Annotated in this window: 24 protein-coding genes and 1 pseudogene; 24 read left to right on the forward strand and 1 reads right to left on the reverse strand. The window is 56.5% G+C overall.

What is annotated here, in order from left to right; translation table 11 throughout:
• Positions 1–142: 142 nt before the first annotated feature.
• The 10 genes and pseudogenes from ACZ1G5_RS15390 (at position 143) to murD (ending at position 11341) form a co-directional block, all read left to right on the forward strand.
• Positions 143–1216: an Mrp/NBP35 family ATP-binding protein gene (locus tag ACZ1G5_RS15390; protein WP_472733675.1), complete on the forward strand. Its 1074-nt coding sequence runs from the start codon at positions 143–145 to the stop codon at positions 1214–1216.
• A complete protein-coding gene (locus tag ACZ1G5_RS15395) occupies positions 1213–1704 on the forward strand; it encodes a GNAT family N-acetyltransferase (protein WP_472733676.1) in 492 nt (163 codons plus the stop codon). The genes ACZ1G5_RS15390 and ACZ1G5_RS15395 overlap by 4 nt, the downstream gene beginning before the upstream one ends.
• A 592-nt stretch (positions 1705–2296) precedes the next feature.
• Positions 2297–2791, forward strand: a complete 495-nt coding sequence (locus ACZ1G5_RS15400; RefSeq protein WP_472733677.1) for a division/cell wall cluster transcriptional repressor MraZ — start codon at positions 2297–2299, stop codon at positions 2789–2791.
• Positions 2792–2794: 3 nt separating this feature from the next.
• On the forward strand, positions 2795–3775 hold the full coding sequence (gene rsmH / locus ACZ1G5_RS15405; RefSeq protein ID WP_472733678.1) for a 16S rRNA (cytosine(1402)-N(4))-methyltransferase RsmH: 981 nt from the start codon (positions 2795–2797) through the stop codon (positions 3773–3775).
• Entirely contained in the window at positions 3776–4135 is a 360-nt protein-coding gene (gene ftsL / locus ACZ1G5_RS15410; protein WP_472733679.1) for a cell division protein FtsL, read from the forward strand.
• Positions 4132–5916 (forward strand): peptidoglycan D,D-transpeptidase FtsI family protein, encoded by a 1785-nt coding sequence (locus tag ACZ1G5_RS15415; RefSeq protein WP_472733680.1) that lies wholly within the window; start codon positions 4132–4134, stop codon positions 5914–5916. The genes ftsL and ACZ1G5_RS15415 overlap by 4 nt, the downstream gene beginning before the upstream one ends.
• 15 nt (positions 5917–5931) lie before the next feature.
• Positions 5932–7419: a UDP-N-acetylmuramoyl-L-alanyl-D-glutamate--2,6-diaminopimelate ligase gene (locus ACZ1G5_RS15420; RefSeq protein ID WP_472733681.1), complete on the forward strand. Its 1488-nt coding sequence runs from the start codon at positions 5932–5934 to the stop codon at positions 7417–7419.
• On the forward strand, positions 7416–8849 hold the full coding sequence (locus ACZ1G5_RS15425) for a UDP-N-acetylmuramoyl-tripeptide--D-alanyl-D-alanine ligase (RefSeq protein WP_472733682.1): 1434 nt from the start codon (positions 7416–7418) through the stop codon (positions 8847–8849). Before ACZ1G5_RS15420 ends, ACZ1G5_RS15425 begins: the two co-directional genes overlap by 4 nt.
• 10 nt (positions 8850–8859) lie before the next feature.
• Positions 8860–9941: pseudogene (gene mraY / locus ACZ1G5_RS15430) on the forward strand (phospho-N-acetylmuramoyl-pentapeptide-transferase).
• A complete protein-coding gene (gene murD / locus ACZ1G5_RS15435; protein WP_472733683.1) occupies positions 9941–11341 on the forward strand; it encodes a UDP-N-acetylmuramoyl-L-alanine--D-glutamate ligase in 1401 nt (466 codons plus the stop codon). Before mraY ends, murD begins: the two are co-directional and overlap by 1 nt.
• Here murD and ACZ1G5_RS15440 read toward each other — a convergent pair.
• Complete coding sequence (locus ACZ1G5_RS15440; RefSeq protein ID WP_472733684.1) at positions 11330–12517, reverse strand: BaiN/RdsA family NAD(P)/FAD-dependent oxidoreductase; 1188 nt, start codon at positions 12515–12517, stop codon at positions 11330–11332. The two genes, murD and ACZ1G5_RS15440, sit on opposite strands and share 12 nt — an antisense overlap.
• Before the next feature lie 185 nt (positions 12518–12702).
• Here ACZ1G5_RS15440 and ftsW point away from each other — a divergent pair, with 185 nt between their 5' ends.
• The 14 genes from ftsW (at position 12703) to ACZ1G5_RS15510 (ending at position 25695) form a co-directional block, all read left to right on the forward strand.
• The gene (ftsW, locus tag ACZ1G5_RS15445; RefSeq protein ID WP_472733685.1) at positions 12703–13872 is read left to right on the forward strand and encodes a putative lipid II flippase FtsW; all 1170 of its coding nucleotides are present in this window, start codon (positions 12703–12705) and stop codon (positions 13870–13872) included.
• Positions 13869–14966, forward strand: coding sequence for a UDP-N-acetylglucosamine--N-acetylmuramyl-(pentapeptide) pyrophosphoryl-undecaprenol N-acetylglucosamine transferase (locus ACZ1G5_RS15450; protein WP_472733686.1), 1098 nt, complete (start codon positions 13869–13871; stop codon positions 14964–14966). Before ftsW ends, ACZ1G5_RS15450 begins: the two co-directional genes overlap by 4 nt.
• 17 nt (positions 14967–14983) lie before the next feature.
• Positions 14984–16381 carry a UDP-N-acetylmuramate--L-alanine ligase gene (gene murC / locus ACZ1G5_RS15455; RefSeq protein ID WP_472734356.1) on the forward strand — a complete coding sequence of 466 codons (1398 nt, stop codon included), beginning with the start codon at positions 14984–14986 and terminating at the stop codon, positions 16379–16381.
• Complete coding sequence (locus ACZ1G5_RS15460; protein ID WP_472733687.1) at positions 16378–16635, forward strand: DUF2484 family protein; 258 nt, start codon at positions 16378–16380, stop codon at positions 16633–16635. Before murC ends, ACZ1G5_RS15460 begins: the two co-directional genes overlap by 4 nt.
• Positions 16632–16919 (forward strand): UDP-N-acetylmuramate--alanine ligase, encoded by a 288-nt coding sequence (locus ACZ1G5_RS15465; RefSeq protein ID WP_472733688.1) that lies wholly within the window; start codon positions 16632–16634, stop codon positions 16917–16919. Before ACZ1G5_RS15460 ends, ACZ1G5_RS15465 begins: the two co-directional genes overlap by 4 nt.
• An 82-nt stretch (positions 16920–17001) precedes the next feature.
• On the forward strand, positions 17002–17286 hold the full coding sequence (locus ACZ1G5_RS15470; RefSeq protein ID WP_472733689.1) for a hypothetical protein: 285 nt from the start codon (positions 17002–17004) through the stop codon (positions 17284–17286).
• A gap of 46 nt (positions 17287–17332) precedes the next feature.
• A complete protein-coding gene (locus tag ACZ1G5_RS15475) occupies positions 17333–17617 on the forward strand; it encodes a hypothetical protein (protein ID WP_472733690.1) in 285 nt (94 codons plus the stop codon).
• The gene (gene murB, locus ACZ1G5_RS15480) at positions 17614–18552 is read left to right on the forward strand and encodes a UDP-N-acetylmuramate dehydrogenase (protein WP_472733691.1); all 939 of its coding nucleotides are present in this window, start codon (positions 17614–17616) and stop codon (positions 18550–18552) included. The genes ACZ1G5_RS15475 and murB overlap by 4 nt, the downstream gene beginning before the upstream one ends.
• Positions 18553–18669: 117 nt before the next feature.
• A complete protein-coding gene (locus ACZ1G5_RS15485) occupies positions 18670–19548 on the forward strand; it encodes a D-alanine--D-alanine ligase (protein WP_472734357.1) in 879 nt (292 codons plus the stop codon).
• Positions 19548–20435: a cell division protein FtsQ/DivIB gene (locus ACZ1G5_RS15490; protein ID WP_472733692.1), complete on the forward strand. Its 888-nt coding sequence runs from the start codon at positions 19548–19550 to the stop codon at positions 20433–20435. The genes ACZ1G5_RS15485 and ACZ1G5_RS15490 overlap by 1 nt, the downstream gene beginning before the upstream one ends.
• Positions 20435–21766: a cell division protein FtsA gene (gene ftsA / locus ACZ1G5_RS15495; RefSeq protein ID WP_472733693.1), complete on the forward strand. Its 1332-nt coding sequence runs from the start codon at positions 20435–20437 to the stop codon at positions 21764–21766. The genes ACZ1G5_RS15490 and ftsA overlap by 1 nt, the downstream gene beginning before the upstream one ends.
• Positions 21767–21943: 177 nt before the next feature.
• A complete protein-coding gene (gene ftsZ / locus ACZ1G5_RS15500; protein WP_472733694.1) occupies positions 21944–23569 on the forward strand; it encodes a cell division protein FtsZ in 1626 nt (541 codons plus the stop codon).
• Between the two features lie 223 nt (positions 23570–23792).
• Positions 23793–24710 (forward strand): UDP-3-O-acyl-N-acetylglucosamine deacetylase, encoded by a 918-nt coding sequence (gene lpxC / locus ACZ1G5_RS15505; protein WP_472733695.1) that lies wholly within the window; start codon positions 23793–23795, stop codon positions 24708–24710.
• A 136-nt stretch (positions 24711–24846) separates the two neighbouring features.
• On the forward strand, positions 24847–25695 hold the full coding sequence (locus ACZ1G5_RS15510) for an outer membrane protein assembly factor BamD (RefSeq protein WP_472733696.1): 849 nt from the start codon (positions 24847–24849) through the stop codon (positions 25693–25695).
• Positions 25696–25720: the final 25 nt, after the last annotated feature.

Here is a 25720-nt window from a genome sequence, read left to right on the forward strand (position 1 = left end):
GCAGAAAATGCATAAGCATTGCTGACCTACTGTCATCAATCTGACTCATTTTTGTGCATCTGTTTCCTGACCCTTGCGCTTTGCCCAGAACCTGCCAGATGGTGGGTGGAATTTAGACACTTTTGAAACTTGAGGTCTCAATATGGCTGTTACGCGTGATGAAATTTTGACCGCCTTGTCGCGACTCACTTTGCCGGGTGGCGATGATTTGGTGTCGCGCGACATGATCCGTGCCCTGACAATAGACAGTGGCGCCGTTCGATTTGTGATTGAGGCGGCGGATCCGGGTGAGGCCGCAAAGATGGATGGCGTTCGGCGTGCGGCCGAAGATATTGTGCGGCGGTTGCCAGGTGTTGAAAGCGCCTCTGTCGTGCTAACCGCGCATGGCCCTGCACCCAAAGCGCCAGAACCACCATCGCTCAAGGTCGGTCGTCATCCCACACCACAGGCCGGACCTGCGAAGGTTACGGGTGTTGATCGCATCTTGGCAATCGGATCTGGCAAGGGCGGTGTCGGCAAGTCGACGGTCTCGTCAAACCTCGCCGTGGCCCTTGCCAAAGAGGGGCGGCGTGTTGGTCTTTTGGACGCCGACATTTATGGACCCTCGCAGCCGCGCATGATGGGCGTGAGCAAGCGCCCGGGCAGCCCGGATGGCAAGACGATCATCCCATTGCAGGCGCATGGCGTTACGATGATGTCCATTGGCCTGATGATGGAAGAGGGCAAAGCCGTCGTGTGGCGTGGTCCGATGTTGATGGGTGCCTTGCAGCAGATGCTGGGTCAGGTGCAATGGGGTGAGTTGGATGTGTTGATCGTCGACCTGCCGCCCGGAACCGGAGACGTGCAGCTGACGCTTTGCCAAAAAACCGAACTGACCGGGGCTGTCGTTGTCAGCACGCCGCAGGATGTTGCCCTTTTGGATGCGCGCAAGGCGCTTGATATGTTCAACTCTCTGCGGACGCCTGTGCTGGGCATGATCGAGAATATGTCGACCTTTGTTTGCCCGTCTTGCGGCACCGAAAGCCATATTTTTGGCCAAGGTGGTGTTGCGGCAGAAGCCGAAAAGATCGGCGTGCCGTTCCTTGGGGCGTTGCCGATTGATCTTGAAACCCGGCTGGCAGGTGATGCGGGTACACCTATTGCGGCCGGTGATGGCCCGATGGCAGAGGCTTACCGCGTGTTGGCGCGCCGGTTTATCGACGGTGGCATGGCTTGATTGCGATCCGCAAAGCCACGCTTGCGGATTTTGATGCTATCTGGCCGCTTTTGCGCGATGTTTTTCGCGCAGGTGATACCTATGCTGTTGATCCGCAGATCAGCAAAGAGGATGCCTGCGCGTACTGGATGACGCAGACGGCCGCGACTTATGTTGCCGAAGGGCCGGGCGGCATTGTTGGAACATACTATATAAAGACCAACCAGCCGGGTGGCGGTGCGCATATCTGCAATTGCGGCTATATTGTCAGCCCGGCAGCACGCGGGCAGGGGATTGCCGCGCAAATGTGCGAACACTCGCAGACAGAGGCGGCCCGGCTTGGATACCGCGCGATGCAGTTCAATTTCGTGCTTGCCAGCAACGACGGCGCCGTCCGACTTTGGCAGCGGCTGGGGTTCGACACGATTGGCGCCATTCCAGATGCGTTTGATCATCCAAAGCAGGGCATGGTGGATGCTTACGTGATGTATAAGCGTCTGAACGGCTAAATCCGCGCCCCGCTGGCAAATCGGTCACAGCGGTGGGATTTCATGGAATCGGCTTCAGATTCGAATCATAAATCTGCAAAATTTTGTGTAATGGTGATATCAGAACACTTTTTGACGATGTATTCCTCGTCAATCACAAAATAAGTGGAATTTTCTTGAACTTATGGGAAAGCATTGATCTGCACTACATCTTGTGTTCTAGTTTCAGAAAAACCCTACAAATACGTATTGATCGGGCTGCCTTAGTCCAGATGTTGTTTTCTAGAGCATCCGAAAACACCATGTAGTACCATGAATTCCCAAAAAGTTGTTGCTTGGTGAGGAAACAGGTGTCACAACAGTCTCACGGTAATGACGGACAGACTTTCAAAAGGGGCAAATTAAGAACCCCAACCGGCATAAGCAGGTTTCATACAGGCTTCGCCATTACCCAATAGATCCGGCGCGTGAGCGAGCAGACATCCCCCCAGGTGGCACGCGCAGTCGGACTTCCCGTAAGGGACGAGGCGGCGGATTGATCAGTGGCAGCAGATCAATCCGCCGTTCTCACATCTAAGGCAAATTTCCGGGGGCAAGTGAGGACCGAGGGACAGTGGTTCTGAGTTTTACAGGCGAACACACCCAAAAGGTGGACGGTAAGGGGCGCATGTCGATCCCTGCCGATTTTCGTCGTGTGCTCGAAGCTGGTGATCCGGAATGGACCCCAGGCCTGTCGCCCCGCATGTATCTTCTTTACGGGGATCACCTGAAAAACCAACTGCACGGCTACACGGTTGATGAATTCAATGCGGTGGTTGAGCAGATCAATGCCATGCCCCGTGGGTCTGCAGATAAGAAGAAGCTGTCACGATTGATTATTGGCCAGTCCATTAAGTTAGACGTTGATAAGGATGGCCGCACGGTCATGCCGATTAAGCAGCGTCAAAAGCTGGGGCTGACAGATGGCGAGCTGACCTTTAGCGGTCTCGGTGATCATTTTGAGATTTGGAAGGCTGAGACATTCAGCAAAGAGGTCGCAGATGATCTCTCTGGTTGGTTGAGCGAGCAGGAGGATGGGTATGACCCACTCATCCTATTGGATGGCTGAACGATGTCTGCTGCCGCTGAAACCTCACCCCATATTCCTGTTCTGATTAGACCGCTCATCGCAGCGGTCTCGCCCGTTTCTGGGGTCTGGTTGGATGGAACGTTTGGTAATGGCGGATATACCCGCGAACTGCTGGCCGCTGGCGCCGATAAGGTGATTGGTGTGGATCGTGATCCGTTGGCCTTTGAAATGGCCGTAGATTGGATTGGCGGCTATGGCGACCGGATTGAAACGGTCGCGGGCGTGTTTTCCAAGCTGGATGAATGCGGTTCTGATCTGGATGGTGTCGTACTGGACCTTGGTGTCAGTTCGATGCAGTTGGATTTGGCCGAGCGCGGTTTTTCTTTCATGCGCGACGGCCCGCTGGATATGCGGATGTCCCAAGATGGGCCGTCCGCTGCAGATCTATGCAATGACGCGGATGAGGCGGAGCTCGCTGATATCATTTTCCTTTACGGGGAAGAGCGTGCATCGCGCCGGATTGCAAAAGCGATTGTTGCTGCGCGTCCACTGACGACCACATTGCAACTCGCGAAAATCGTAGAGGCGTGTTTGCCCCGCGCAAAGCCCGGTCAATCGCATCCCGCAACACGTACATTCCAGGCGCTGCGCATTGCTGTGAATAACGAATATGGCGAGTTGGCCGATGGGTTGATGGCCGCCGAACGTGCTTTGAAACCCGGTGGTCAATTGGCCGTTGTGACCTTTCATTCGGTCGAAGACCGGATGGTGAAGCGTTTCTTACAGGCGCGATCCGGCAATACAGCGAATGCGAACCGCTACGCGCCTGAAATCGAGCAGGTCACACCGGCTTGGCGCATAGAAAAGCGTAAGGCGATTGGGCCGGATGACGCGGAGCTGGCGGAAAACCCGCGTTCGCGTTCGGCCAAGCTGCGTGTGGCGATCCGTACGGACGCGCCAGCCGAAGGGATTGATCCGGCAAAGCTTGGCATGCCGATGAAAAAGAAAAAGGGGGGCCGGTAAGTGCGTGGTCTGTTTTATGTTTTGACGGCCTTGGCTGTCATGGGGCTCGCGTTTTGGGCCTATCAAGAGAACTACAAGACGCAATCGGCGATTGCTGAAGTGCGTGGTTTGCACAGCGAAATCGGTGCCGCACACGAGCGTTTGGGCATGTTGCGTGCGGAATGGGCCTATCTGAATAGGCCGGATCGGCTTGCTGATCTCGCTGATCTGAACTTTGACCGCCTTGGCCTGCTGCCATTGATGCCCGATGCCTTTGGTGCGGTTGACCAGATCATCTATCCTTTGCCGCCGATCTTGCCGATTACGAACCCGATTGAATTGTCCTTCGATCAGCTTGAGCAGATGGAGAATGACCTATGAGTCGCGCGCCCTTGCGTCCCTTGGCGCGCATCCTCAAAGCGCGCGCACGGGGTGAGAACCCTGACGCGATCGAAGCAGAAAACCGCGCCCGCCGTCATGAAGCTATGGCCGACAAGCAGCGCCAGCGGGCCGAAGGGCGTTTGCTAGTTCTTGGCTTGGCTTTCTTCTGCGCGTTTGGTCTGATTGGGATGCGGATGGGCGCGCTTGCCTCCTCTGTGCCAGAAGAGCCGCGCGCATCGACCGTTGGTAATGCGATTATTGGTCAACGATCAGATATCGTTGATAGAAATGGGCGTATTCTGGCGACCAACCTGCAAACACATTCGCTCTATGCGCACCCCCGCGATATGATTGATCCGGCGTATGCCGCGAACGGTTTGGCTGAAATCTTCCCGGAGTTGGACGAAGCAGAGCTGCTTGAAGATTTCGAGGGTGACCGCCGTTTTTTGTGGATTCGCCGCCAGATCAGCCCCGAACAGATGCAAGCCGTCCATGATATCGGCTCACCTGGACTGCTCTTCGGACCACGAGAAATGCGGTTGTATCCAAATGGTCCGATTGCCTCGCATATTCTGGGTGGTGCCAGCTATGGGCGCGAAGGTGTTGCCAGTGCTGAGGTGATTGGCGTTGCGGGGGTTGAGCGGAAATTCGATGCGTTCTTGCGCGATCCGGCGAATGAAGGCGCGCCTTTGGAATTGTCGCTTGACCTGACCGTTCAGGCCGCTGCCGAGCAGGTGCTGGCGGGCGGTATGTCGATCATGAATGCCAAAGGTGCAGCATCCGTGCTGATGGACATTCATACAGGCGAGATCATTTCGATGGTTTCTTTGCCTGACTTTGATCCCAATAATCGTCCGCGCGTACAGACGACCGGTGATCAGTCCGACAGCCCGCTGTTCAACCGCGCTGTGCAGGGAGTGTATGAACTGGGGTCCGTGTTCAAGATTTTCACAGTGGCGCAAGCCATGGAACTTGCGTTGGTTAACCCCAACACTATGATCGATACCCAAGGACCACTGACATGGGGGCGTTTTCGCATCCGTGATTTCCATGACTATGGGCCTGAGCTGAGTACCACAGACGTGATTGTCGAAAGTTCCAACATCGGGACGGCGCGGATCGCGATGCAGATCGGGGCGCAGCGGCAACGCGCGTTTCTGGATTCACTTGGCTTCTTAGAGCCCACACCGCTTGAAATGGTCGAAGCACCGACGGGTAAACCGCTGTTGCCACCTAATTGGTCTGAGATTTCAACGATGACGATTTCTTACGGTCATGGGTTGTCGTCGTCTCCGGTACATTTGGCCGCGGGCTATGCATCGTTGCTTAACGGCGGTACGCGGGTTGAACCGACTTTGCTGCGTCGCGAGATCCCGGTTGTCGGTCCGCGCATTGTCAGCGAGGCGGTCAGCGCCCGCGCCCGCAGCATGTTGCGTCAAGTGGTCGAGCGTGGCACGGCATCTTTTGGAGAGGTGCCAGGCTATGAGGTGGGCGGCAAGACCGGAACCGCAGACAAACCGCGCGCGGCAGGTGGCGGGTACTATGATGACAAGGTCATTTCGACCTTTGCGTCGGTCTTCCCAGCCAATGATCCGCAGTATGTTTTGATTGTGACATTGGATGAACCTTCCGAGAATTCAGGTGACAAGCCACGTCGTACCGCCGGATGGACAGCCGTTCCAATTGCGGCGGAAATGATCCGTCGTACCGCCCCGCTTTTGGGGCTGCGTCCGCAAGTGGACACGCCGCAACAGGTCGGTGTAACACTCACGGCAAACTGATCGAGGGCGCGGCATATGAAATCACTGGCGGAACTGGGGCTGACGGCACGCGGTGGGCGCGAGGCGCAGATCACTGGATTGGCCGTGGACAGCCGGGAAGTGAAACCGGGCTTCTTGTTTGCCGCATTGCCGGGCGCGCGCGTGCATGGCGGCGAGTTTATTCAATACGCGTTGCGCATGCAGGCCGGAGCGATCCTGACGGACGCCGCCGGGGCCGAGATTGCTGCAAATGAGCTCGCGGCATCTGACGCCGCCCTGATCGTCGCGCAAGACCCGCGCCAGGCATTGGCGCAGACCGCGTCACTTTGGTTTGGGGCACATCCGGAAATTGTGGTGGCTGTGACCGGGACCAACGGCAAGACTTCTGTCTCCACCTTCTGCCGTCAAATCTGGGAAGAACTTGATCTGGCGGGCGTGAACTTGGGAACGACCGGGGTTGAGGGCGCATGGAACCATCCGCTGAAACATACCACGCCAGAGCCAATCACGTTACACCGCGTTATGGCAGAGGCTGCGCAAAATGGTGTCACCCATGTCGCGATGGAGGCCTCATCGCATGGGTTGGATCAGCGCCGCTTGGATGGCGTTTTGCTGGCAGCTGCCGGGTTTTCGAATTTTACCCAAGATCATCTTGATTATCACGAGACCTTTGCGGCCTACTTTGAAGCCAAGATGGGCCTGTTCAAACGCGTTCTTGCAGAAGATGGCGTCGCTGTGATCAACCTCGATGACCCGAAAGGCGCAGAGGTGGCAACGATCTGCACGGCGCGCGGCCAAGAGATCATTGGCGTAGGGTGCCATAAAGATGCCCGCTTACGTCTGACCGGACAGCGATTTGATGCAACCGGTCAGGACCTTTTGTTTGAATGGCAAGGGCGTGCCCGTCAGGCGCGTCTTGATCTGATCGGCGGCTTTCAGGCCGAAAACGTGATGCTCGCTGCTGCCTTGGTGATCGCTGCGGGCGCGGAGTCAGAGAGTGTTTTTGAGTCCCTGCAATATCTAACGACTGTTCGCGGCCGAATGGAGTTGGCCGCCACGCGTGAAAGTGGTGCCGCGGTTTTTGTCGATTATGCCCATACGCCAGATGCTGTTGAAACAGCGCTGAAAGCGATGCGGCCACATGTGATGGGCCGGATTATCGTTATTGTTGGTGCAGGCGGTGACCGCGATGCGGGCAAGCGTCCTTTGATGGGTGCCGCCGCTGCGCAGCACGCCGACATTGTGATTGTAACTGACGACAATCCACGCTCCGAAGATCCAGCGAAAATTCGCGCCGCAGTGATGGCAGGCGCAGTCGATGCGGGCGGCTCAGACAGTATCACCGAAGTTGGTGATCGGGCTGAGGCAATTCTGCGTGGCATTGATATGCTGGGCGCAGGTGATGCCCTGCTGATCGCGGGCAAGGGGCATGAAACAGGCCAGATCGTTGGGGACGCGGTTCTGCCATTTGATGATGTTGAGCAGGCAAGCGTCGCCGTGGCAGCCCTTGAGGGGTGGATATGACGGTGCTTTGGACCTCTGCCGAAGCGGTTACCGCGACGGGCGGTCAATCGACCCGGAACTGGACAGCACAGGGCGTTTCCATTGACACCCGCAGTTTGCAGAAAGGTGATCTGTTTGTGGCGCTCAAGGATGTGCGCGACGGGCATGAATTTGTAGCACAGGCTTTGGAAAAAGGCGCAGCAGCAGCACTTGTCACCCATCGCCCTGATGGTGTGGCCACGGATGCGCCGCTCTTGATTGTGCCCGATGTGTTGGACGCATTGGGTAATTTGGGGCGTGCGGCGCGCGCCCGAACAGATGCAAAGATTGCGGCGATCACGGGCTCTGTCGGGAAGACGTCGACCAAAGAAATGCTGCGCGCGGTTCTGCAACGGCAAGGCAAGTGCCACGCGGCAGAGGCCTCTTACAACAACCACTGGGGTGTGCCTTTGACCTTGGCGCGCATGCCAGCCGACACCGAATATGCCGTCATTGAGATCGGAATGAGCAACCCCGGTGAGATCACGCCACTTTCCCAAATGGCGCGGCCACATGTGACAATGGTAACCACCGTGGCGGCGGCCCATTTGGCGTCTTTTGACAGTCTTGCCGGGATTGCCGTTGAGAAAGCCAGCATCATGGATGGGCTGGAGTCGGGCGGTGTCGCAGTCTTAAATGCTGACATTGAGACGACGGACATCCTGCAGGACCACGCAAAGTCATTGGGTATAATGTCTGTTTTGTTTGGAGAAAAAGGACGCGATTGGCGGATCAAAGACGTGCGTTTGCGGGGCGACGTCACGGTGATCTCGGCCACCGGTGGGGATGAGACCTATCTTTTCAAGCTGTCAGTTCCGGGTCGCCATTTTGCGATGAATGCGGTTGGCGTGCTGGCGGTAGCCAACGCGCTTGGCGCTGATCCGGTTGCGGCCTCTTTGGATATCGCGGCTTGGGTGCCACCGGCGGGACGTGGCACCCGGGAAGTGATCGTCACCGATATTGCAAATGACGGCGAAAGCCTTGAGTTGCTTGATGATGCGTTCAACGCAAACCCCACATCGCTTGTTGCATCGCTAGAGGTGCTTGCCGCCTCGATACCTGCAGACAACGTCGGCCGGATTGTCAAAGGCCGTCGTGTGGCGATTTTGGGCGATATGCTGGAGCTGGGGGCGCAAGAGGTGCCAATGCACCGCGCTATCGCTGAGAATGCGCATCTTCAGAGTCTGGACGTTGTGCATTGCGCGGGACCACTGATGCACAACCTGTGGCAAGCGCTGCCAGAAGCCCAACGCGGGCGCTGGGCCGAAACTGCCGCTGAACTTGTCCCCCAGGCTGCGCGGCTTGTGGATGCGGGCGATGTTGTGTTGGTCAAAGGATCAAAGGGCAGCAAAGTCAGTCTGATCGTTGACGCGATACGAAAACTCGGGCATCGCCGCCCGCAACAAGACTAAAGGAACATCCATGTTATATTGGCTCACGGCACTGTCGGACGGCGGCGACTTCTTCAACCTGTTTCGCTACATTACCTTCCGGGCAGGCGGAGCCTTTATGAGTGCTCTGTTCTTTGGCTTTATCTTTGGCCCGCCCCTGATCAACGTGCTGCGCCGTAAGCAAGGTAAAGGTCAACCGATCCGCGATGACGGGCCCGAGGGTCATTTTGCCAAGGCGGGCACACCAACGATGGGTGGTCTGTTGATTGTCGGCGCGCTGACTTTTTCAACGCTATTGTGGGCGCGGCTCGATAATCCGTTTATCTGGATGGTGCTGTTTGTGACGCTGTCTTTTGCGGCCATTGGGTTTGCGGACGATTATGCCAAAGTATCAAAGCAGAACACCAACGGTGTGTCTGGTAAGGTACGGATATTGCTGGGGATCCTGATCGCGGCAATCGCGGGTTACTGGGCTGCGGCTTACCATCCAGAAGACCTGAGCAATCAACTGGCGTTGCCGATTTTCAAAGATACCCTCATCAATCTTGGTATTCTGTTCATCCCTTTTGCGATTATTGTGATCGTCGGAGCGGCAAATGCCGTAAACCTGACGGATGGTTTGGACGGTTTGGCGATTATGCCTGTGATGATCGCGGCGGGCACCTTTGGTATCATCGCCTATGCTGTCGGGCGGACCGATTTCACCGAGTACCTTGATGTGCACTATGTGCCGCAAACAGGTGAGATATTGATCTTTGCGGCAGGCTTGATTGGTGGCGGCCTTGGGTTCCTTTGGTATAATGCGCCACCTGCCGCCGTCTTCATGGGCGACACGGGCTCACTCGCGTTGGGGGGGCGTTGGGTGCGATTGCCGTTGCGACCAAGCACGAGATTGTACTGGCCATCGTGGGCGGTCTTTTCGTCGCGGAAGCGCTGAGCGTGATTATCCAAGTGCTGTATTTCAAACGAACCGGCAAGCGAGTTTTCCTGATGGCACCGATCCATCACCACTATGAGAAAAAAGGTTGGGCCGAACCGCAGATCGTCATCCGGTTTTGGATTATCTCGCTGATTTTGGCGATGATCGGACTTGCCACCTTGAAGGTGCGGTAATGATCCCGGTTCAAGGATATTCCGGGCGCGTCGTTGCCGTGTTGGGCCTTGGCCGAACCGGTCGCGCCGCTGCGGCGGCGCTGCAAGAGGGCGGTGCACATCCTGTCGTTTGGGACGATAGCGCGGTTGCGCGTGACGCCGCCGACGATGACGGTCTGGAATTGCGTGATCTGCACAGGCAGGACGCCTTTGACGACGTTGCCGCCTTGATCGTCAGCCCTGGTATCCCGCATCTTTACCCAAAGCCGAACCCGATCATCGCTGCGGCCTGGCATGCCGATGTTCCTGTAGACAATGACATTGGTCTGTTTTTTCGTTCCTTCGCGACGCCGGAGTGGGACAATTTTGACGTCACGCCCCGTGTAATCGCAGTGACTGGCTCGAACGGCAAATCCACAACCGCGGCACTGATCCATCATGTTTTGGTCGAGAACGGACGGCCCGCGCAGCTGGCTGGTAACATCGGGCGTGGGGTTCTGGATATCGACCCGGCGCATGATGGCGAAGTCGTGGTACTTGAATTGTCATCCTATCAGACCGATCTGGCGCGCAGTATGACGCCGGACATTGCTGTTTTTACCAACCTCAGCCCTGATCATCTGGATCGCCATGCGGGTCTTGGCGGCTATTTCGCAGCGAAGCGACGTTTGTTTGCCGAAGGTGGCCCCGATCGTGCGATCATTGGTGTCGATGAGGCTGAGGGACGTTACATCGTCAATCAACTGATCGAAGGGTCGGGGGATGATCGGGTGATCCGGGTGTCATCAGGACAGAAGCTGACCGGACCGGGCTGGAACGTTTTTGCGCGCAAAGGCTTTTTGTCGGAGCATCGCAAAGGCAGGCAAGTGGGTTCGATTGATTTGCGACCGATTGCTGGATTGCCGGGTGCGCACAATCACCAAAATGCCTGCGCCGCCTACGCCGCGTGCCGCGCTTTGGGGCTGGGTCCCAAGGGGATTGAGGCTGCAATGCAAAGCTATCCCGGCCTTCCGCATCGTAGTCAGCTTGTTGCCACGCGCAACGGCGTGAACTTTGTCAACGACAGTAAGGCCACCAATGTTGATAGCGCCGCGAAAGCCTTACAGGCCTTTCCCAAAATTCGCTGGATTTGTGGTGGGTTGCAAAAGGAAGGCGGCTTGGACCCGCTGCTGCCTTATCTCAGCCATGTCGCAAAGGCCTATGTGATCGGGCGCGAAGCGGAGGGTTTTGCCAGACAACTCGGCGGGGCAGAGGCAGAGGTCTGCGGCACAATGGATGTCGCTGTGGCGAAAGCTGCGTCTGAAGCGGACGCTGGCGAAGTTGTCCTGCTGGCACCCGCGGCGGCCTCTTTCGACCAGTATGACAGCTTCGAGAGACGCGGCGATGATTTTATCAGATGCGTGCGGGCTCTACCTGTCTGAGCGCGCTGCAATCGCCTGACCCGCTGCCCATCCTGATGACCAGGCCCACTGGAAATTGTATCCGCCCAACCACCCTGTGACATCGACGCATTCACCAATAAAGTAAAGCCTGGGGACAGACTTGGCCTGCATGGTCTTGAACGACAGCGCATCGGTGTCAACACCGCCGAGCGTGACTTCCGCCGTTCGGTACCCTTCCGACCCAGCGGGTGTGAGGGTCCAATCTGAAAGCTCATCGCAAAGTGACTTGAGTTTTGCGTCGCTCTGATCGGCGATATTGCCATGTAGGTCCAGATCATCTTTGAGGTGGTCCACAAGACGCGCCGGCAGATGTTGGGCAAGTACTGTTGTCAGCGCTTTGCGCCCGTCGCTTGTCCGGTTGCTTTTGAGGCTCTGCAAAAGATCATCGGCAGGGGTCAGATTGATGCCAATCCTCTGACCTTCTTGCCAATAAGAGGACGCTTGAAGCACGGCGGGCCCGGACAGGCCGCGATGCGTGAAAAGGATCGCCTCGTCAAAACTGGTGGCATCCACACTCACGCGAGCGGGGGCCGCGACGCCTGCGAGTGGTTTGAACCGATCGTCAGAGAATGTGAGCGGCACCAGACCGGGTCGGGGCGTAACAACCGGAAGACCAAACTGTACCGCAATTTGATAACCCAAACCTGTTGCGCCCATCTTTGGGATCGATTTTCCGCCGCAAGCAACCACAAGATTGCGGACCTGAATAGCTTCGCTGCGCCCGTCGCGGACCAGCGAAACAATGAACTGGTCGCCTTGATGGCTGATTTCCCCGACCTGTGTTTGAAGCCAGAGCCGCGCCTTTGCCTGATCCATTTCGGCCCGTAACATCGTGATGATGTCTTTGGCCGAGGTGTCGCAAAAGAGCTGACCCAGTGTCTTTTCATGCCAAGGGATGTGGTGCTGATCCACAAGGTCTAGGAAGTCCCATTGCGTATATCGCCCCAGAGCGGATTTGCAGAAATGTTTGTTTTGGCTGATGAAATTCTGCGGGCTGGCATGTAGATTGGTGAAGTTGCAGCGCCCGCCGCCCGAGATGCGGATCTTTTCACCGGGGGCCTTGGCGTGGTCAACGATCAGTACACCGGGGCCCGCGTGGGCCGCGCACATCATGCCTGCGGCCCCTGCGCCGATGATCAGAGTTTCTACCTTCATGGCCGCCCATATGGCGCAAGCGGTAGGGGAGATCAAATTTTGCAAATTTGATCATGCCTCCGGCGGAAGTTTGATCGGACATAGAAAGTCCAAGGTGCGGTTTTTCAGTGGAATCGTGGTGAATTGCGGGTTAAGGTGTCCGCAGACCCGGAAAACGGGCGAAGATAGGCAAAGAGCGGTGATCCATGACGGAAATGGTCTATGGGACGGTCCCGGTGCAATCCGGCGACCCGGTTCTGCCCCGGTGGTGGCGGACAATTGATAAATGGACGATGTCATGCATCCTGCTGTTGTTCGGGATTGGTTTGCTATTGGGTCTGGCGTCTTCGCCCCCTTTGGCCGCCAAGAACGGATTGGAGCCATTCCACTATGTCACCCGTCAGGCAATCTTTGGCGGTATGGCCATGATGGTGATGTTTTGCGTATCTATGATGTCGCCAACAATCGTGCGCCGCTTGGCTGTTCTGGGGTTTTTATGCGCCTTTGTGGCGCTGGCTTTACTGCCTGTTTTTGGCACTGATTTTGGCAAGGGCGCGACGCGATGGTATTCGCTTGGGTTTGCCTCGGTGCAGCCTTCTGAATTTCTCAAACCCGGTTTCGTCGTGATGGCGGCGTGGCTTTTGGCGGCGTCACAGCAATTGGGTGGTCCACCGGGTAAGATCTATTCATTTGTTTTGACGATTGCGATCGTTCTGATGCTGGCGCTCCAACCTGACTTTGGTCAGGCTGCATTGATCTTATTTGCATGGGGTGTGATGTATTTTGTGGCCGGTGCGCCAATGTTGCTGCTGATCATTCTGGCAGGTCTTGTCGTTTTCGGTGGAACGATTGCTTACGCCAACTCCGAGCATTTCGCCCGCCGTATCGATGGGTTTCTGTCACCCGACCTCGACCCGAATACCCAACTTGGCTATGCCACCAATGCCATTCGTGAAGGTGGTTTTTTTGGTGTTGGTGTGGGTGAGGGGCAAGTGAAATGGTCGCTTCCAGATGCACATACCGATTTTATCATTGCCGTGGCTGCAGAGGAATATGGGTTGATCTGTGTGCTGGTGATCATCGCGCTTTATGCCGTGATTGTCGTGCGTTCGCTGCTGCGGTTGATGAAAGAGCGCGATGTGTTCATCCGCTTGGCAGGCACCGGCTTGGTCTGCATCTTTGGTGTGCAGGCCATGATTAACATGGGTGTGGCCGTGCGATTGCTGCCTGCGAAGGGGATGACTTTGCCGTTTGTGTCTTATGGCGGCTCGTCGTTGATTGCTGGTGGCATTGCCGTTGGTATGTTGCTGGCGTTCACGCGCAGTAGACCCCAAGGCGCCATGGAAGACATCTTGTTGCGCAGGGCCAATCGATGAGCGCACCTTTGCTGATTATTGCGGCCGGTGGGACCGGTGGGCATATGTTCCCCGCGCAAGCTTTGGCCGAGGCGATGCTGGAAAAAGGTTGGCGCGTGCGTCTGTCTACGGATGCGCGCGGTGCCCGCTATGCGGGCGGTTTTCCTGATGCGGTTGAAATTAATGTTGTTGGTAGCGCCACGTTTGCCCGTGGTGGTTTTTTGCAAAAGCTGCTGGTCCCATTTCGCATTTTGGGTGGCATTGGCGCGGCGAAGTGGCGGATGTTTCGTGAGCGACCTGCCGTGGTTGTCGGCTTTGGTGGTTATCCGGCAATCCCGGCAATGGCGGCGGCATGGGCGTTGCGTGTTCCGCGCATGATCCATGAACAAAACGGTGTCTTGGGTCGTGTGAACCAGCTGTTTGCCAAACGCGTGCATCAGATTGCCTGCGGGACTTGGCCGACTGAATTGCCCAGTAACATCGAGGGCATGCATACAGGCAACCCTGTGCGTGCATCTATTCTGGAGCAGGCCGGGTCGCCTTATATTCCGCCCGGTGACTATCCGATGTCGGTATTGATCATGGGCGGATCGCAGGGCGCGCGCGTAATGTCAGATATCGTGCCCCCCGCCATCGCCGCCTTGCCGCAAGAGATCCGCCGCAATATCCGGGTAAGCCATCAAGCGCGCCCCGAAGACCTGAAGCGGGTACAGGAATATTACGACAGCGAAGTTATCAAAGCTGACGTGCAGACATTTTTTGATGATGTGCCGCGCCGTATGGCGGATGCACAGTTGGTCATTTCACGCTCTGGCGCATCGACGGTTGCGGATGTCAGTATCATCGGTCGGCCCGCAATCTGGGTACCGCTAGCAAGCGCAATCCGCGATGAGCAAACCTCAAACGCGCGTCAGTTGGTCGAGGCGAGGGCAGCGGTTGTGATGACCGAGGCGGAATTTGAGGTCGGTCCCTTAACCGAGAAGCTGACCGAATTGCTATCGGACGAGCAGGGTATGATGCAAATGGCAATTGCGGCGGCGGCTTGCGGTGTGCCGGATGCAACGACGCGTCTTGTAGAGTTGGTTGAAAATCTGGCAGAGGCAGGCAAAAAATGATGGATGGGAACCCAGTGATGAATGCAGCAACGAAACTGCCCCTTGATGTCGGTCCGATCCACTTCGTAGGAATTGGTGGTATTGGGATGTCTGGTATCGCCGAGGTTTTGCTGAACCATGGTTATACCGTTCAGGGGTCAGACCTGAAGGCATCCAAGATTACGGATCGGCTCAAGTCCCTTGGTGCGATGATTTATGAAGGTCAGCGTGCCGAAAACCTTTCTGGTGCAGAGGTTGTTGTGATCTCATCAGCCATCAAACCCGGCAACCCGGAACTGGATGAGGCGCGGGCGAAGGGCCTGCCAATCGTGCGACGCGCCGAAATGCTGGCCGAGCTGATGCGGCTGAAGTCGAATGTTGCGGTTGCGGGCACCCATGGCAAGACGACGACAACGACGATGGTTGCGGCATTGCTGGATGAGGGTGGCATTGATCCGACTGTCATCAATGGCGGCATTATTCACGCCTATGGCTCAAACGCCCGCATGGGGCAGGGCGAGTGGATGGTCGTTGAGGCCGACGAGAGCGATGGTACGTTCAATCGCTTGCCTGCGACTATCGCGATTGTCACGAATATCGATCCCGAACATATGGAACATTGGGGAACGGAAGAGGCGCTGCACAAGGGCTTTTATGATTTTGTGTCGAATATTCCGTTCTACGGTCTTGCCGTGTGCTGCACTGATGATCCAGACGTTCAATCGTTGGTTGGCAAGATCACGGATCGCCGGGTCGTGACCTATGGCTTCAATGCACAGGCGGATATTCGTGCAGTCAATCTTACCTATAAGGCCGGCGTTGCGCATTTTGACATCGCGCTACAGGCCGAGGATATGGTGATCGAAGGCTGCCAACTGCCGATGCCCGGGGATCACAATGTGTCAAACGCTTTGTCTGCTGTGGCCGTTGCGCGGCATTTGGGGATGAAGCGGGATGAAATTCGCAAAGCCCTCAAAGAGTTCAAAGGCGTCAATCGCCGGTTCACAAAGGTTGGTGACGTCGGTGGTGTCGCCATTATTGACGACTATGGTCATCACCCTGTTGAGATTGCCGCTGTGCTGAAAGCTGCCCGGCAAGCCACAGAGGGTCGTGTCATTGCCGTTCACCAGCCGCACCGGTTCACGCGGTTGTCGCATCACTTTGATGAATTCTGCGCGTGTTTCAATGACGCCGATGTTGTTGGAATTGCCGAAGTGTTTGCGGCTGGCGAAGAGCCGATCGAGGGCGCGGGGCACCGCGATCTGGTGGCGGGACTGATCCGTCACGGACACCGTCATGCGCGGACTGTCGAATCTGAGGATGATCTTGAGCGTCTTGTGCGTGAGCAGGCAAAACCCGGCGATATGGTTGTTTGCCTGGGTGCGGGGACAATCAGCACATGGGCTAATGGATTGCCTGACCGTCTGAAGGCGTGAATGATCCTATCATCCTGATCGGGCTTTGGGTTGTTTTGGCGTTCGTGATGGCGGCTTTTCCATCGACGGACAATCACTGGCGGCGCGCCTACATCCTGATCACCGTTGGTGTGCCATTGTTGATCTGGATTATCTGGCAACATAGTATCTTGTTTGGCTTGCTTGGATTGATGGTTGGATGCATGGTCTTGCGTTGGCCGGTGTATTTTGCCTGGAACTGGGTCAAGAAGAGGCTGGGAAAGGAGAGCGAATGACGCAATTGCTTGTTTTTGGCGGCATGCTAATTTTTGCAATGATCCCATTCGTACTGATGACCTGGCTGATGCGGTCTGGACAAACAGGTCTGGCGCTCACGATTGTGTCGGTCATCGGTGCGACGTTCGTGATTTTTCTTTATGCCAGCGGACGGCCGTTCGGGGTTGATCCCGTGTTTGCGATGACTGTTGCGATGTTAGCCTGTGTGCCCGCGCTGTTGGGTAGCACGGCGGGTACTTTCCTAGGCTGGCTTTTGCGCCGACAGGATGACCGTCGCGTCTGAAGCTCTATTTCAACAAAAAAACTTGAACATAGTTCATAACCATGGCATTGAATTGAACACTGTTCAAGTATGGAGTCGAATCATGAATGAAAATCTGATTACGTTTGTATTTGCGCCCGTGGCATTCGTGGGCAGCAGCTATCTGGCCCATCGATTCGGCGCAGTCCGTAACAAGGCGGCGCTATTGGCCTTGGCTGCAGTCTGGGTGCTTTTCTCCGCAGTGATGTACGGTGCTATGGTGAATGCGACGTGGAATTGGGGCGACTACCTTGTGGCACTCGTTTTCATCAGCGCACCTACAGCGCTGGGCATGGTGGTGAGTGGTATCACCGGCTGGGTGCGGTCTAACCCTCACCAAAAGCACTAATTTTTTAATCAAGATATGAACATAGTTCAAGTTGAAGGTAATTGAGATGAATGGTGATATCATTGTATTCGGCATTGGGTTCCTTGCATTTCTGATCCCGTTGCTTGCGACGTTCTACTTTGGAAAGCGCCACAACCGTTTTGGTCTTGGGGCGGTTTGGCTGATCTGGGCGGCCTTTACAGGACTGTTCTTTTTTGGAATGACCACGACTGACGGTTGGGACCCATTAGGATTTGCGATCTTGCTGATGTTCCTGAGCGGGCCGAGCGCGCTTGGCGCTTTTATCGGCGGTATCGCAGGGTGGTGGACAGAGGATGCTGGCAAGACATGACTGACTTTCCACCGGTGCGCGGTACATTGACGGCGCACCGATCACTGGCAGAGCTTACCTGGATGCGCGTTGGCGGTCCTGCGGATGCCCTGTTTCAGCCCGCCGACATCGAAGATCTGGCCGCCTTTCTGGCTGAACTTGACCCTGCCGTTCCTGTGTTTCCAATGGGCGTCGGAAGCAATCTGATCGTACGTGATGGCGGGATCAGTGGCGTTGTCATCAGGTTGGGCCGTGGGTTCAACGGTATCGAAGTCAGTGACAATGGCGCTGTTGCGGGTGCAGCGGCGCTTGACGCGCATGTGGCCCGCAAGGCCGCTGATGGCGGCGTTGACCTAACTTTCCTGCGCACTATTCCCGGAACGATTGGCGGTGCCGTCCGTATGAATGCGGGATGCTATGGACAGTACATTGCAGATGTCTTGCAATCTGTAACGGTGGTGCTGCGCGATGGATCCATCGTCGAAGTGCCTGCCGACAAGTTACAATTGGCTTACCGGCAAAGCACGCTCCCCGATGGTGCAGTTATTGTCGCGGCTCGGTTTTCTGCACCGAAAGGGGATGTTGACAGCCTGCATCAACTTATGGCCGATCAATTGGCAAAGCGGGACGAAACCCAACCAACAAAGGACCGGACCGCTGGTTCCACTTTCCGCAATCCTGCTGGATTTTCTTCCACCGGACGGGCCGATGATGTGCATGACCTCAAGGCGTGGAGGGTCATTGATGAGGCCGGCATGCGCGGTGCTATGATAGGTGGTGCAGTGATGAATACGATGCACTCTAACTTCCTGACCAATGCGGGCGGGGCAACGGCCGCCGACCTAGAGGATTTGGGCGAGCTGGTGCGGAAAAAGGTTTACGATTCCCAAGGGATCACGCTACAATGGGAAATTAAGCGGGTTGGTCATCATCTGGATGGAAAAACCGCGAAATAACGGGCCAAAATGGCCATGACCTTAGGCAAAGGTCGCAATAAATGACGGGTCGCAAAAGGCCCGCGTATAAGGCGGTAGGGTATGTCGAGCTGGACAAACCCGAAAGTTGTTGTTCTGATGGGCGGCCCATCTGCGGAACGTGAAGTTTCGTTGAGTTCGGGCCGTGAATGTGCGGCGGCTTTGCGGGAAGCGCAATGTGAGGTGATCGAGGTCGATGCTGGCCCCGATGTCGCTGCGCGTCTGATCGAAATTGCACCCGATGTTGTTTTCAATGCCTTGCATGGTCGTTGGGGCGAAGATGGGGCGATCCAGGGTATCCTTGAGTGGTTGCGCATCCCTTATACGCATTCGGGCATTCTGGCCTCGGCGCTCACCCTAGACAAGCAACGCACCAAGGATGTTTATCGCAAGGTCGGCTTGCCTGTCGTTGAGAGCATTCTTGCTGCGGCCGATGATGTGCGTGCAGCCCATGTGATGCCACCGCCGTATGTTGTGAAGCCTTACAACGAAGGTTCCAGCGTCGGCATCTACATCGTCAACGAAGACGCCAACGGTCCGCCGCAGCTGGCCGATGATATGCCTGAACAGGTCATGGTCGAAGCCTTTGCCCCGGGTCGCGAGTTGACGACGACGGTGATGGGCGACCGCGCGTTGACGGTCACCGACATTATTACAGACGGCTGGTACGACTATCACGCCAAATATGCGCAGGGTGGATCGCGCCATGAATTGCCTGCGGATGTTCCGGCCGAAATTTTCGATGCCTGCATGGACTACGCCTTGCGCGCCCATGATGCTTTGGGCTGCCGCGGTGTCAGCCGCACCGATTTCCGCTGGGATGAGGCGCGCGGCATCGATGGTTTGATTTTGCTCGAAACAAATACCCAGCCCGGTATGACGCCCACATCACTCACGCCCGAACAGGCGGCGCATGTGGGCGTCACTTTTCCGGAGTTTTGCCGGTGGATGGTGGAGGACGCGTCATGCGATCGTTGATGCGGCGCCCCGTCCCACAACCTGCGCCGCGTGATCCTGCGCCTTCGCGCATGGTCTATCGCTGGCAGCGGTTGATGCTGACGCCGGGGTTTCGCGCCTCGGTGCGGATTGGTGTGCCGATCCTGCTCATCCTCACGATTGCAGGGTCCTGGTATTCGCAGCCCGAAAACCGGGCCGCTTTTATGGCGTCCATTGAAGAAACCAAACAGGGTTTCCAGCAGCGCCCGCAGTTTATGGTCACAACGATGAACCTGACCGGCGGCGATCTGGCGATGGCGGCCGATGTGCGGGCGTTGGTACCTGTCGAATTTCCGGTGTCGTCCTTTGATCTGGACCTCGAAAAAATCCGTGCGGATATCGAAGCGCTGGATCCGATCAAATCCGCCAGCGTGCGGGTCGGGCAGGGGGGTGCGCTTGAAGTTGCACTGAACCCGCGGGTGCCAGCCGCCCTGTGGCGCGATGGTGCGATCTTGCGCTTGATTGATGCTGATGGGGTGCAGTCTGGCCAAATTTCGGCGCGCGCAGATCGCCTTGATCTGCCATTGATTGCGGGCGACGGCGCAGAGGCAAATATCGACGAAGCGCTCCGCTTGTTTGCGGCAGCTGGTCCTTTGAATGACCGGGTGCGCGGCCTTGTTCGAATGGGTGAGCGGCGCTGGGATATGGTGCTGGACCGTGATCAGCGCATTCTTTTGCCAGCAGAAGGTGCGGTTGCGGCGCTGGACCGCGTGATCGCACTTAATGATGCGCAAGACATGCTGAACCGCGACGTGGCTGTCGTGGATATGCGCAATGCAGACCGGCCAACGCTGCGCATGAACGAAGAAGCAGCGATTGCGCTGCGCCGGGTCAATACAACAACAAACGAAGATGGGGCGAGTAACTGATGGGCGATCTATACGACAGCCAACGGGCAATGCGGCAAATGCGGAAAGCAGCGATGCAGCGGGGCGTGGTGGCCATTTTGGATGTGGGCACGTCCAAGATCGCGTGTTTGGTGTTGCGCTTTGACGGACCAGAGCAGTTTCGGACCGATGGCGTCGGCTCGCTTGCCGGGCAATCGCAGTTTCGCGTGATTGGTGCCGCGACAACGCGGTCGCGCGGTGTCCGATTTGGTGAAGTTGACGCGATGCAAGAGACTGAGCGGGCGATCAGGACCGCTGTGCAGGCGGCCCAGAAGATGGCGAATGTGCGTGTGGACCATGTGATCGCCTGTCTGTCGGGTGCGCGTCCTCGATCTTATGGGCTGGATGGCACGTTGGATGTGTCCGGCGGTACTGTTACTGAACAGGATATCTCTCAAGTGATGGCGTCTTGCGATGTACCCGATTATGGCGCTGATCGCGAGGTTTTGCATGCGCAACCGGTGAACTTTGCGCTGGATCATCGCTCTGGTCTGGCTGATCCGCGCGGGCAGATCGGCAATCAGCTGAAGACCGATATGCATATGCTCACTGTCGATGCGCATGCGATCGAGAACATCTTTTACTGCATTAAACGCTGCGATCTTGAACTCGCTGGTCTGGCGTCATCCGCCTATGTGTCGGGCATGTCGTCCTTGGTTGAGGACGAGCAGGAACTTGGTGCGGCGTGTATCGATCTTGGTGGCGGGTCCACGGGCATTTCCGTCTTTATGAAAAAGCACATGATTTACGCGGATAGCGTGCGGATGGGCGGGGAACATGTGACCTCTGACATCTCGATGGGTTTGCAAATTCCAGCAAACACGGCCGAGCGGATCAAGACCTTCTATGGTGGCGTGATGGCCACCGGCATGGATGATCGCGAGATGATCGAAATCGGTGGCGATACCGGCGATTGGGAACATGATCGACGGACTGTCAGCCGGGCAGAGCTGATCGGGATCATGCGTCCGCGCGTCGAGGAGATTTTGGAAGAAGTCCGGGAGCGTCTGGACGCATCCGGGTTCGAGCACCTGCCAAGCCAGCAAATTGTTCTCACGGGTGGCGGAAGCCAAATCCCTGGATTGGACGGACTGGCAAGCAAGATCCTCGGGCAGCAGGTCCGTTTGGGACGTCCTTTGCGCGTGCAAGGTCTGCCGCAGGCCGCAATTGGGCCCGCGTTTTCCAGTGCTGTTGGCCTGACGCTTTTTGCGGCTAACCCTCAAGACGAATGGTGGGACTTTGAAATTCCGGCAGATCGCTACCCGGCCAAGTCACTGAAACGGGCCGTGAAATGGTTTAAAGACAACTGGTGATGCGCAATATCTTGCTGATCCGTCGATATCCGGCGGAATAAGGCGAATTTTTGTCCAGATTTGGTGGATATTTTGTGTTTTTGTCGTGACCTTTGTGCATCACATCGTTAATGTGAGTCTCAATAAGCAGTAAACGCCCGCGGGCACGGGCAAATATAAAAACAGGCGGATCGAGTTATGACATTGAATCTATCCCTCCCGGGGCATGAAGAACTGAAGCCACGTATCACCGTGTTTGGTGTAGGTGGTGCTGGCGGCAACGCAGTGAACAACATGATTGAGCAAGAGCTTGATGGCACTGAGTTCGTCGTGGCGAACACAGACGCGCAAGCGCTGCAGCAGTCGCGCGCGACGGCAAAAATCCAGATGGGTCTGAAAGTGACCGAAGGTTTGGGCGCAGGCGCACGGGCAACCGTTGGGGCCGCCGCTGCCGAAGAAAGCATCGAACAAATCGTTGATCACCTCGCCGGTGCGCACATGTGTTTCATCACCGCTGGCATGGGCGGGGGCACCGGGACAGGTGCTGCACCAATCATCGCGCAAGCGGCCCGCGAGTTGGGTGTTCTGACCGTTGGCGTTGTGACCAAGCCCTTCCAGTTTGAGGGTGCCAAGCGCATGAAGCAAGCCGAAGAAGGTGTTGAAGCCCTTCAGAAAGTTGTCGATACGCTGATCATCATTCCCAACCAGAACTTGTTCCGCTTAGCGAATGAAAATACCACCTTTACCGAAGCATTCTCGCTTGCTGATGATGTGCTCTATCAAGGCGTCAAAGGCGTGACTGACCTGATGGTTCGTCCCGGCTTGATCAACCTCGACTTTGCAGATGTCCGCGCTGTGATGGATGAGATGGGCAAAGCGATGATGGGCACAGGCGAAGGCGAAGGTGAAAACCGCGCCATTCAGGCCGCTGAGAAAGCCATCGCGAACCCGCTTCTGGACGAGATTTCGTTGGAGGGCGCCAAGGGTGTGCTGATCAATATCACGGGTGGTTATGACCTGACGTTGTTCGAACTTGATGAAGCTGCCAACAAGATCCGTGAAAAGGTCGATGGCGACGCGAATATCATCGTGGGCTCCACGCTGGATACTGGCATGGAAGGCAAGATGCGCGTGTCTGTTGTGGCCACGGGTATCGACGCGCTTGAGAAGTCTTCAGAGACACCTGTTCCGCGTCGGTCCATGGCCGCGCCGCTCGCGCCTGTCGCTGAGGTTGCCGAGGTCGCTGAAGCGCCGCAAGTCGAACCTGCCGCAGTCGTTGCTGAGGCTGTGCCAGAACAAGCACCTGCTCCGCAGGAGCGCAGCTTGTTCGAAAACCTAGATGTGCCGGCACCACAGCCTGTTCAACCGCAACCTGCACCCGTACAGGCGGCGCCAGTTCAGCAACAGCCAGCGCCCGCACCACAGCCAGCGGCCGTCGATGATTTGCCGCCGCCGGCTTACACGCCACGTCCAGAACCTACATTGACTGAAGCAGACAATTTTGTCGCGCCACGTGCGGCAGCTGCCCCTGGTACGCCGTCGCCCGAAGCGATGGCGCGCCTTCAAGCCGCCGTCAATCGTGTGCCAAATGGTGACGTGCAACAGCCTGCCGCCGCGCCAGCGCCGGTGGCGACTGAAGCGGACAAACCGCGCTTTGGTATCAACTCTTTGATCAACCGGATGACCGGGGCGCAGGCTGAAGGAACACAGCAACAGCCGGCCCGTACGCAGCCACAGGTAACAGCTCTGCATCAGGAACCTGAGCAGGGTGATGATCAGGACAAGATCGAAATTCCCGCATTCTTGCGCCGTCAAGCGAACTAAGCACCAAAAATATGGTGCGATGACGCCACGGCACGATAACAAGAAAGGCTGCATACGTGCAGCCTTTTATTTTTTGTTTTCAGAGTGTTAGGGATTTTGCCTTGGTGTTGACACAGTTTGTGACACTGATATTTCAGACCGTTGTAAAGAGTGAGTTGAGAGATGAGTGATTGCGACTTACTTCGATATCACGGGACAAAATTCTGCAAGGGCGAACTCACGCGTGCAAACGACACTGAAATCTGACGTCATCTTTGAGGGCACTGGTCTGCACTCTGGCGAAGCTGTGCGTGTCGTTCTGCGTCCTGCGGCCGCGAACAGCGGGATTGTATTTCGTCGTACTGATGTTGCCGGAATGCCGTCACTCCCCGCGAATTTTCGCGATGTCATTGTGTCGCCTTTGAATACTCGTCTGAGCAACGCGCAAGGTGTGACCATCTCAACGATTGAGCATCTGATGGCTGCGCTTGCGGGTTGCGGCGTCCACAACGTAATCGTTGATGTTGATGGGCCCGAAGTGCCAATCCTTGACGGGAGTGCTGCGAGTTTTGTGCGCGGGATCGTTGTGACGGGCCTGACACGATTGTCCGCGCCATTGCAGGCGATCGAAATTCTGCGCGAGGTAACTGTGTCTGATGGCGACGCGGTTGCAAGCTTGTCGCCGTCGACAACCCTTCAAATCGATTTTGAGATTGAGTTCACCGATGCCGCGATTGGCCGTCAGAAAAAGACGCTGAACATGGCAAACGGCGCGTTCGTCCGAGAGTTGTGTGACAGCCGCACATTCTGCCGCTCTGCTGATGTTGACGCGATGCGTGCAAACGGTCTGGCGCTTGGCGGTACTGTTGAAAATGCAGTTGTTGTGGATGGCGACAAGGTTCTGACACCAGGTGGTTTACGCCACGCAGATGAGGCCGTGCGCCACAAGATGCTTGATGCGTTGGGCGATCTGTATACAGCGGGTGCACCGATCCTCGGACGCTATACAGGTTCGCGAGCGGGTCATGCGATGACAAACAAACTGTTGCGTGCCTTGTTCGATCAGCCAGAGGCTTGGCGTTTTGTGCGCTGTGACGCAAAAATTGCGGCACGTTTGCCGGGTGTCGGCGTCAGCGTTGCTGATCTGGACGCCGTCGCTTAACAGCGTTCCCACCGACAGTTGATCGCAGCAGGATCAAAAGGCATTTTGCACCCGATTTTTCTATGTTAGACCGTGCGTAACCGTCGGGGCGTCGCCCTGAGGCGAGAGCAGTCAAGTGTGAGTGAGGGCGCGAAAAATGTCATTCAGTAACGGCAACAGCAACCGCTGGATGTTTCGCATCGGCGCCGTTGTCAGCTTGGCGGTTTTGGCGGCCTGTAGCCAAGAACGTGGTGGCGAGCCCCTTGATGATCTGAGCGCGCAAGCCATTTTTGAACGTGGCGAACGTCAGATTGAGCGTGGACGGCCAGACGATGCTGCCTTCACGTTCGGAGAGATTGAGCGGCTGTATCCATACTCAGAGTTTGCGCAACGCGCACTAATCATGCAGGCTTTTGCCTACCATCGCGACGAAGATTATCCCAACAGCCGCGCTTCTGCGCAACGCTACCTCGACTTCTACCCAGCCGAACAAGATGCGTCTTACGCGGCTTATCTGTTGGCGCTATCCTACTATGATCAGATCGACGAAGTTGGACGAGATCAAGGGCTGACATTTCAGGCACTTCAGTCATTGCGCCGCGTGATCGAACAGTATCCCGACAGCGAATATGCGCGCACTTCGGTGCTGAAGTTTGATCTGGCGTTTGATCACCTGGCCGCGAAAGAGATGGAAATTGGGCGTTACTACCTTAAGCGCGGCAACTACGTCGCGGCGTCCAACCGGTTCCGAACTGTTGTCGAGGATTTCCAGACAACGACCCATACAGCAGAGGCGCTGCACCGATTGGTGGAAAGCTATTTGTCATTGGGGCTGGTCGAAGAAGCACAAACTGCCGGGGCAATCCTGGGCTATAACTATCAATCCAGCGAATGGTATGAATCCAGCTTTGCTTTGCTCACGGGGCAGGGGTTGTCCCCTGATGCAGCGGGCGACAATTGGTTGGCGTCAATCTACCGGCAGGTATTGCGCGGTGAGTGGCTGTAATCATCGCGGGGGCGTCCCCGCCCTT

Source organism: Yoonia sp. JB2-21, assembly GCF_055693545.1.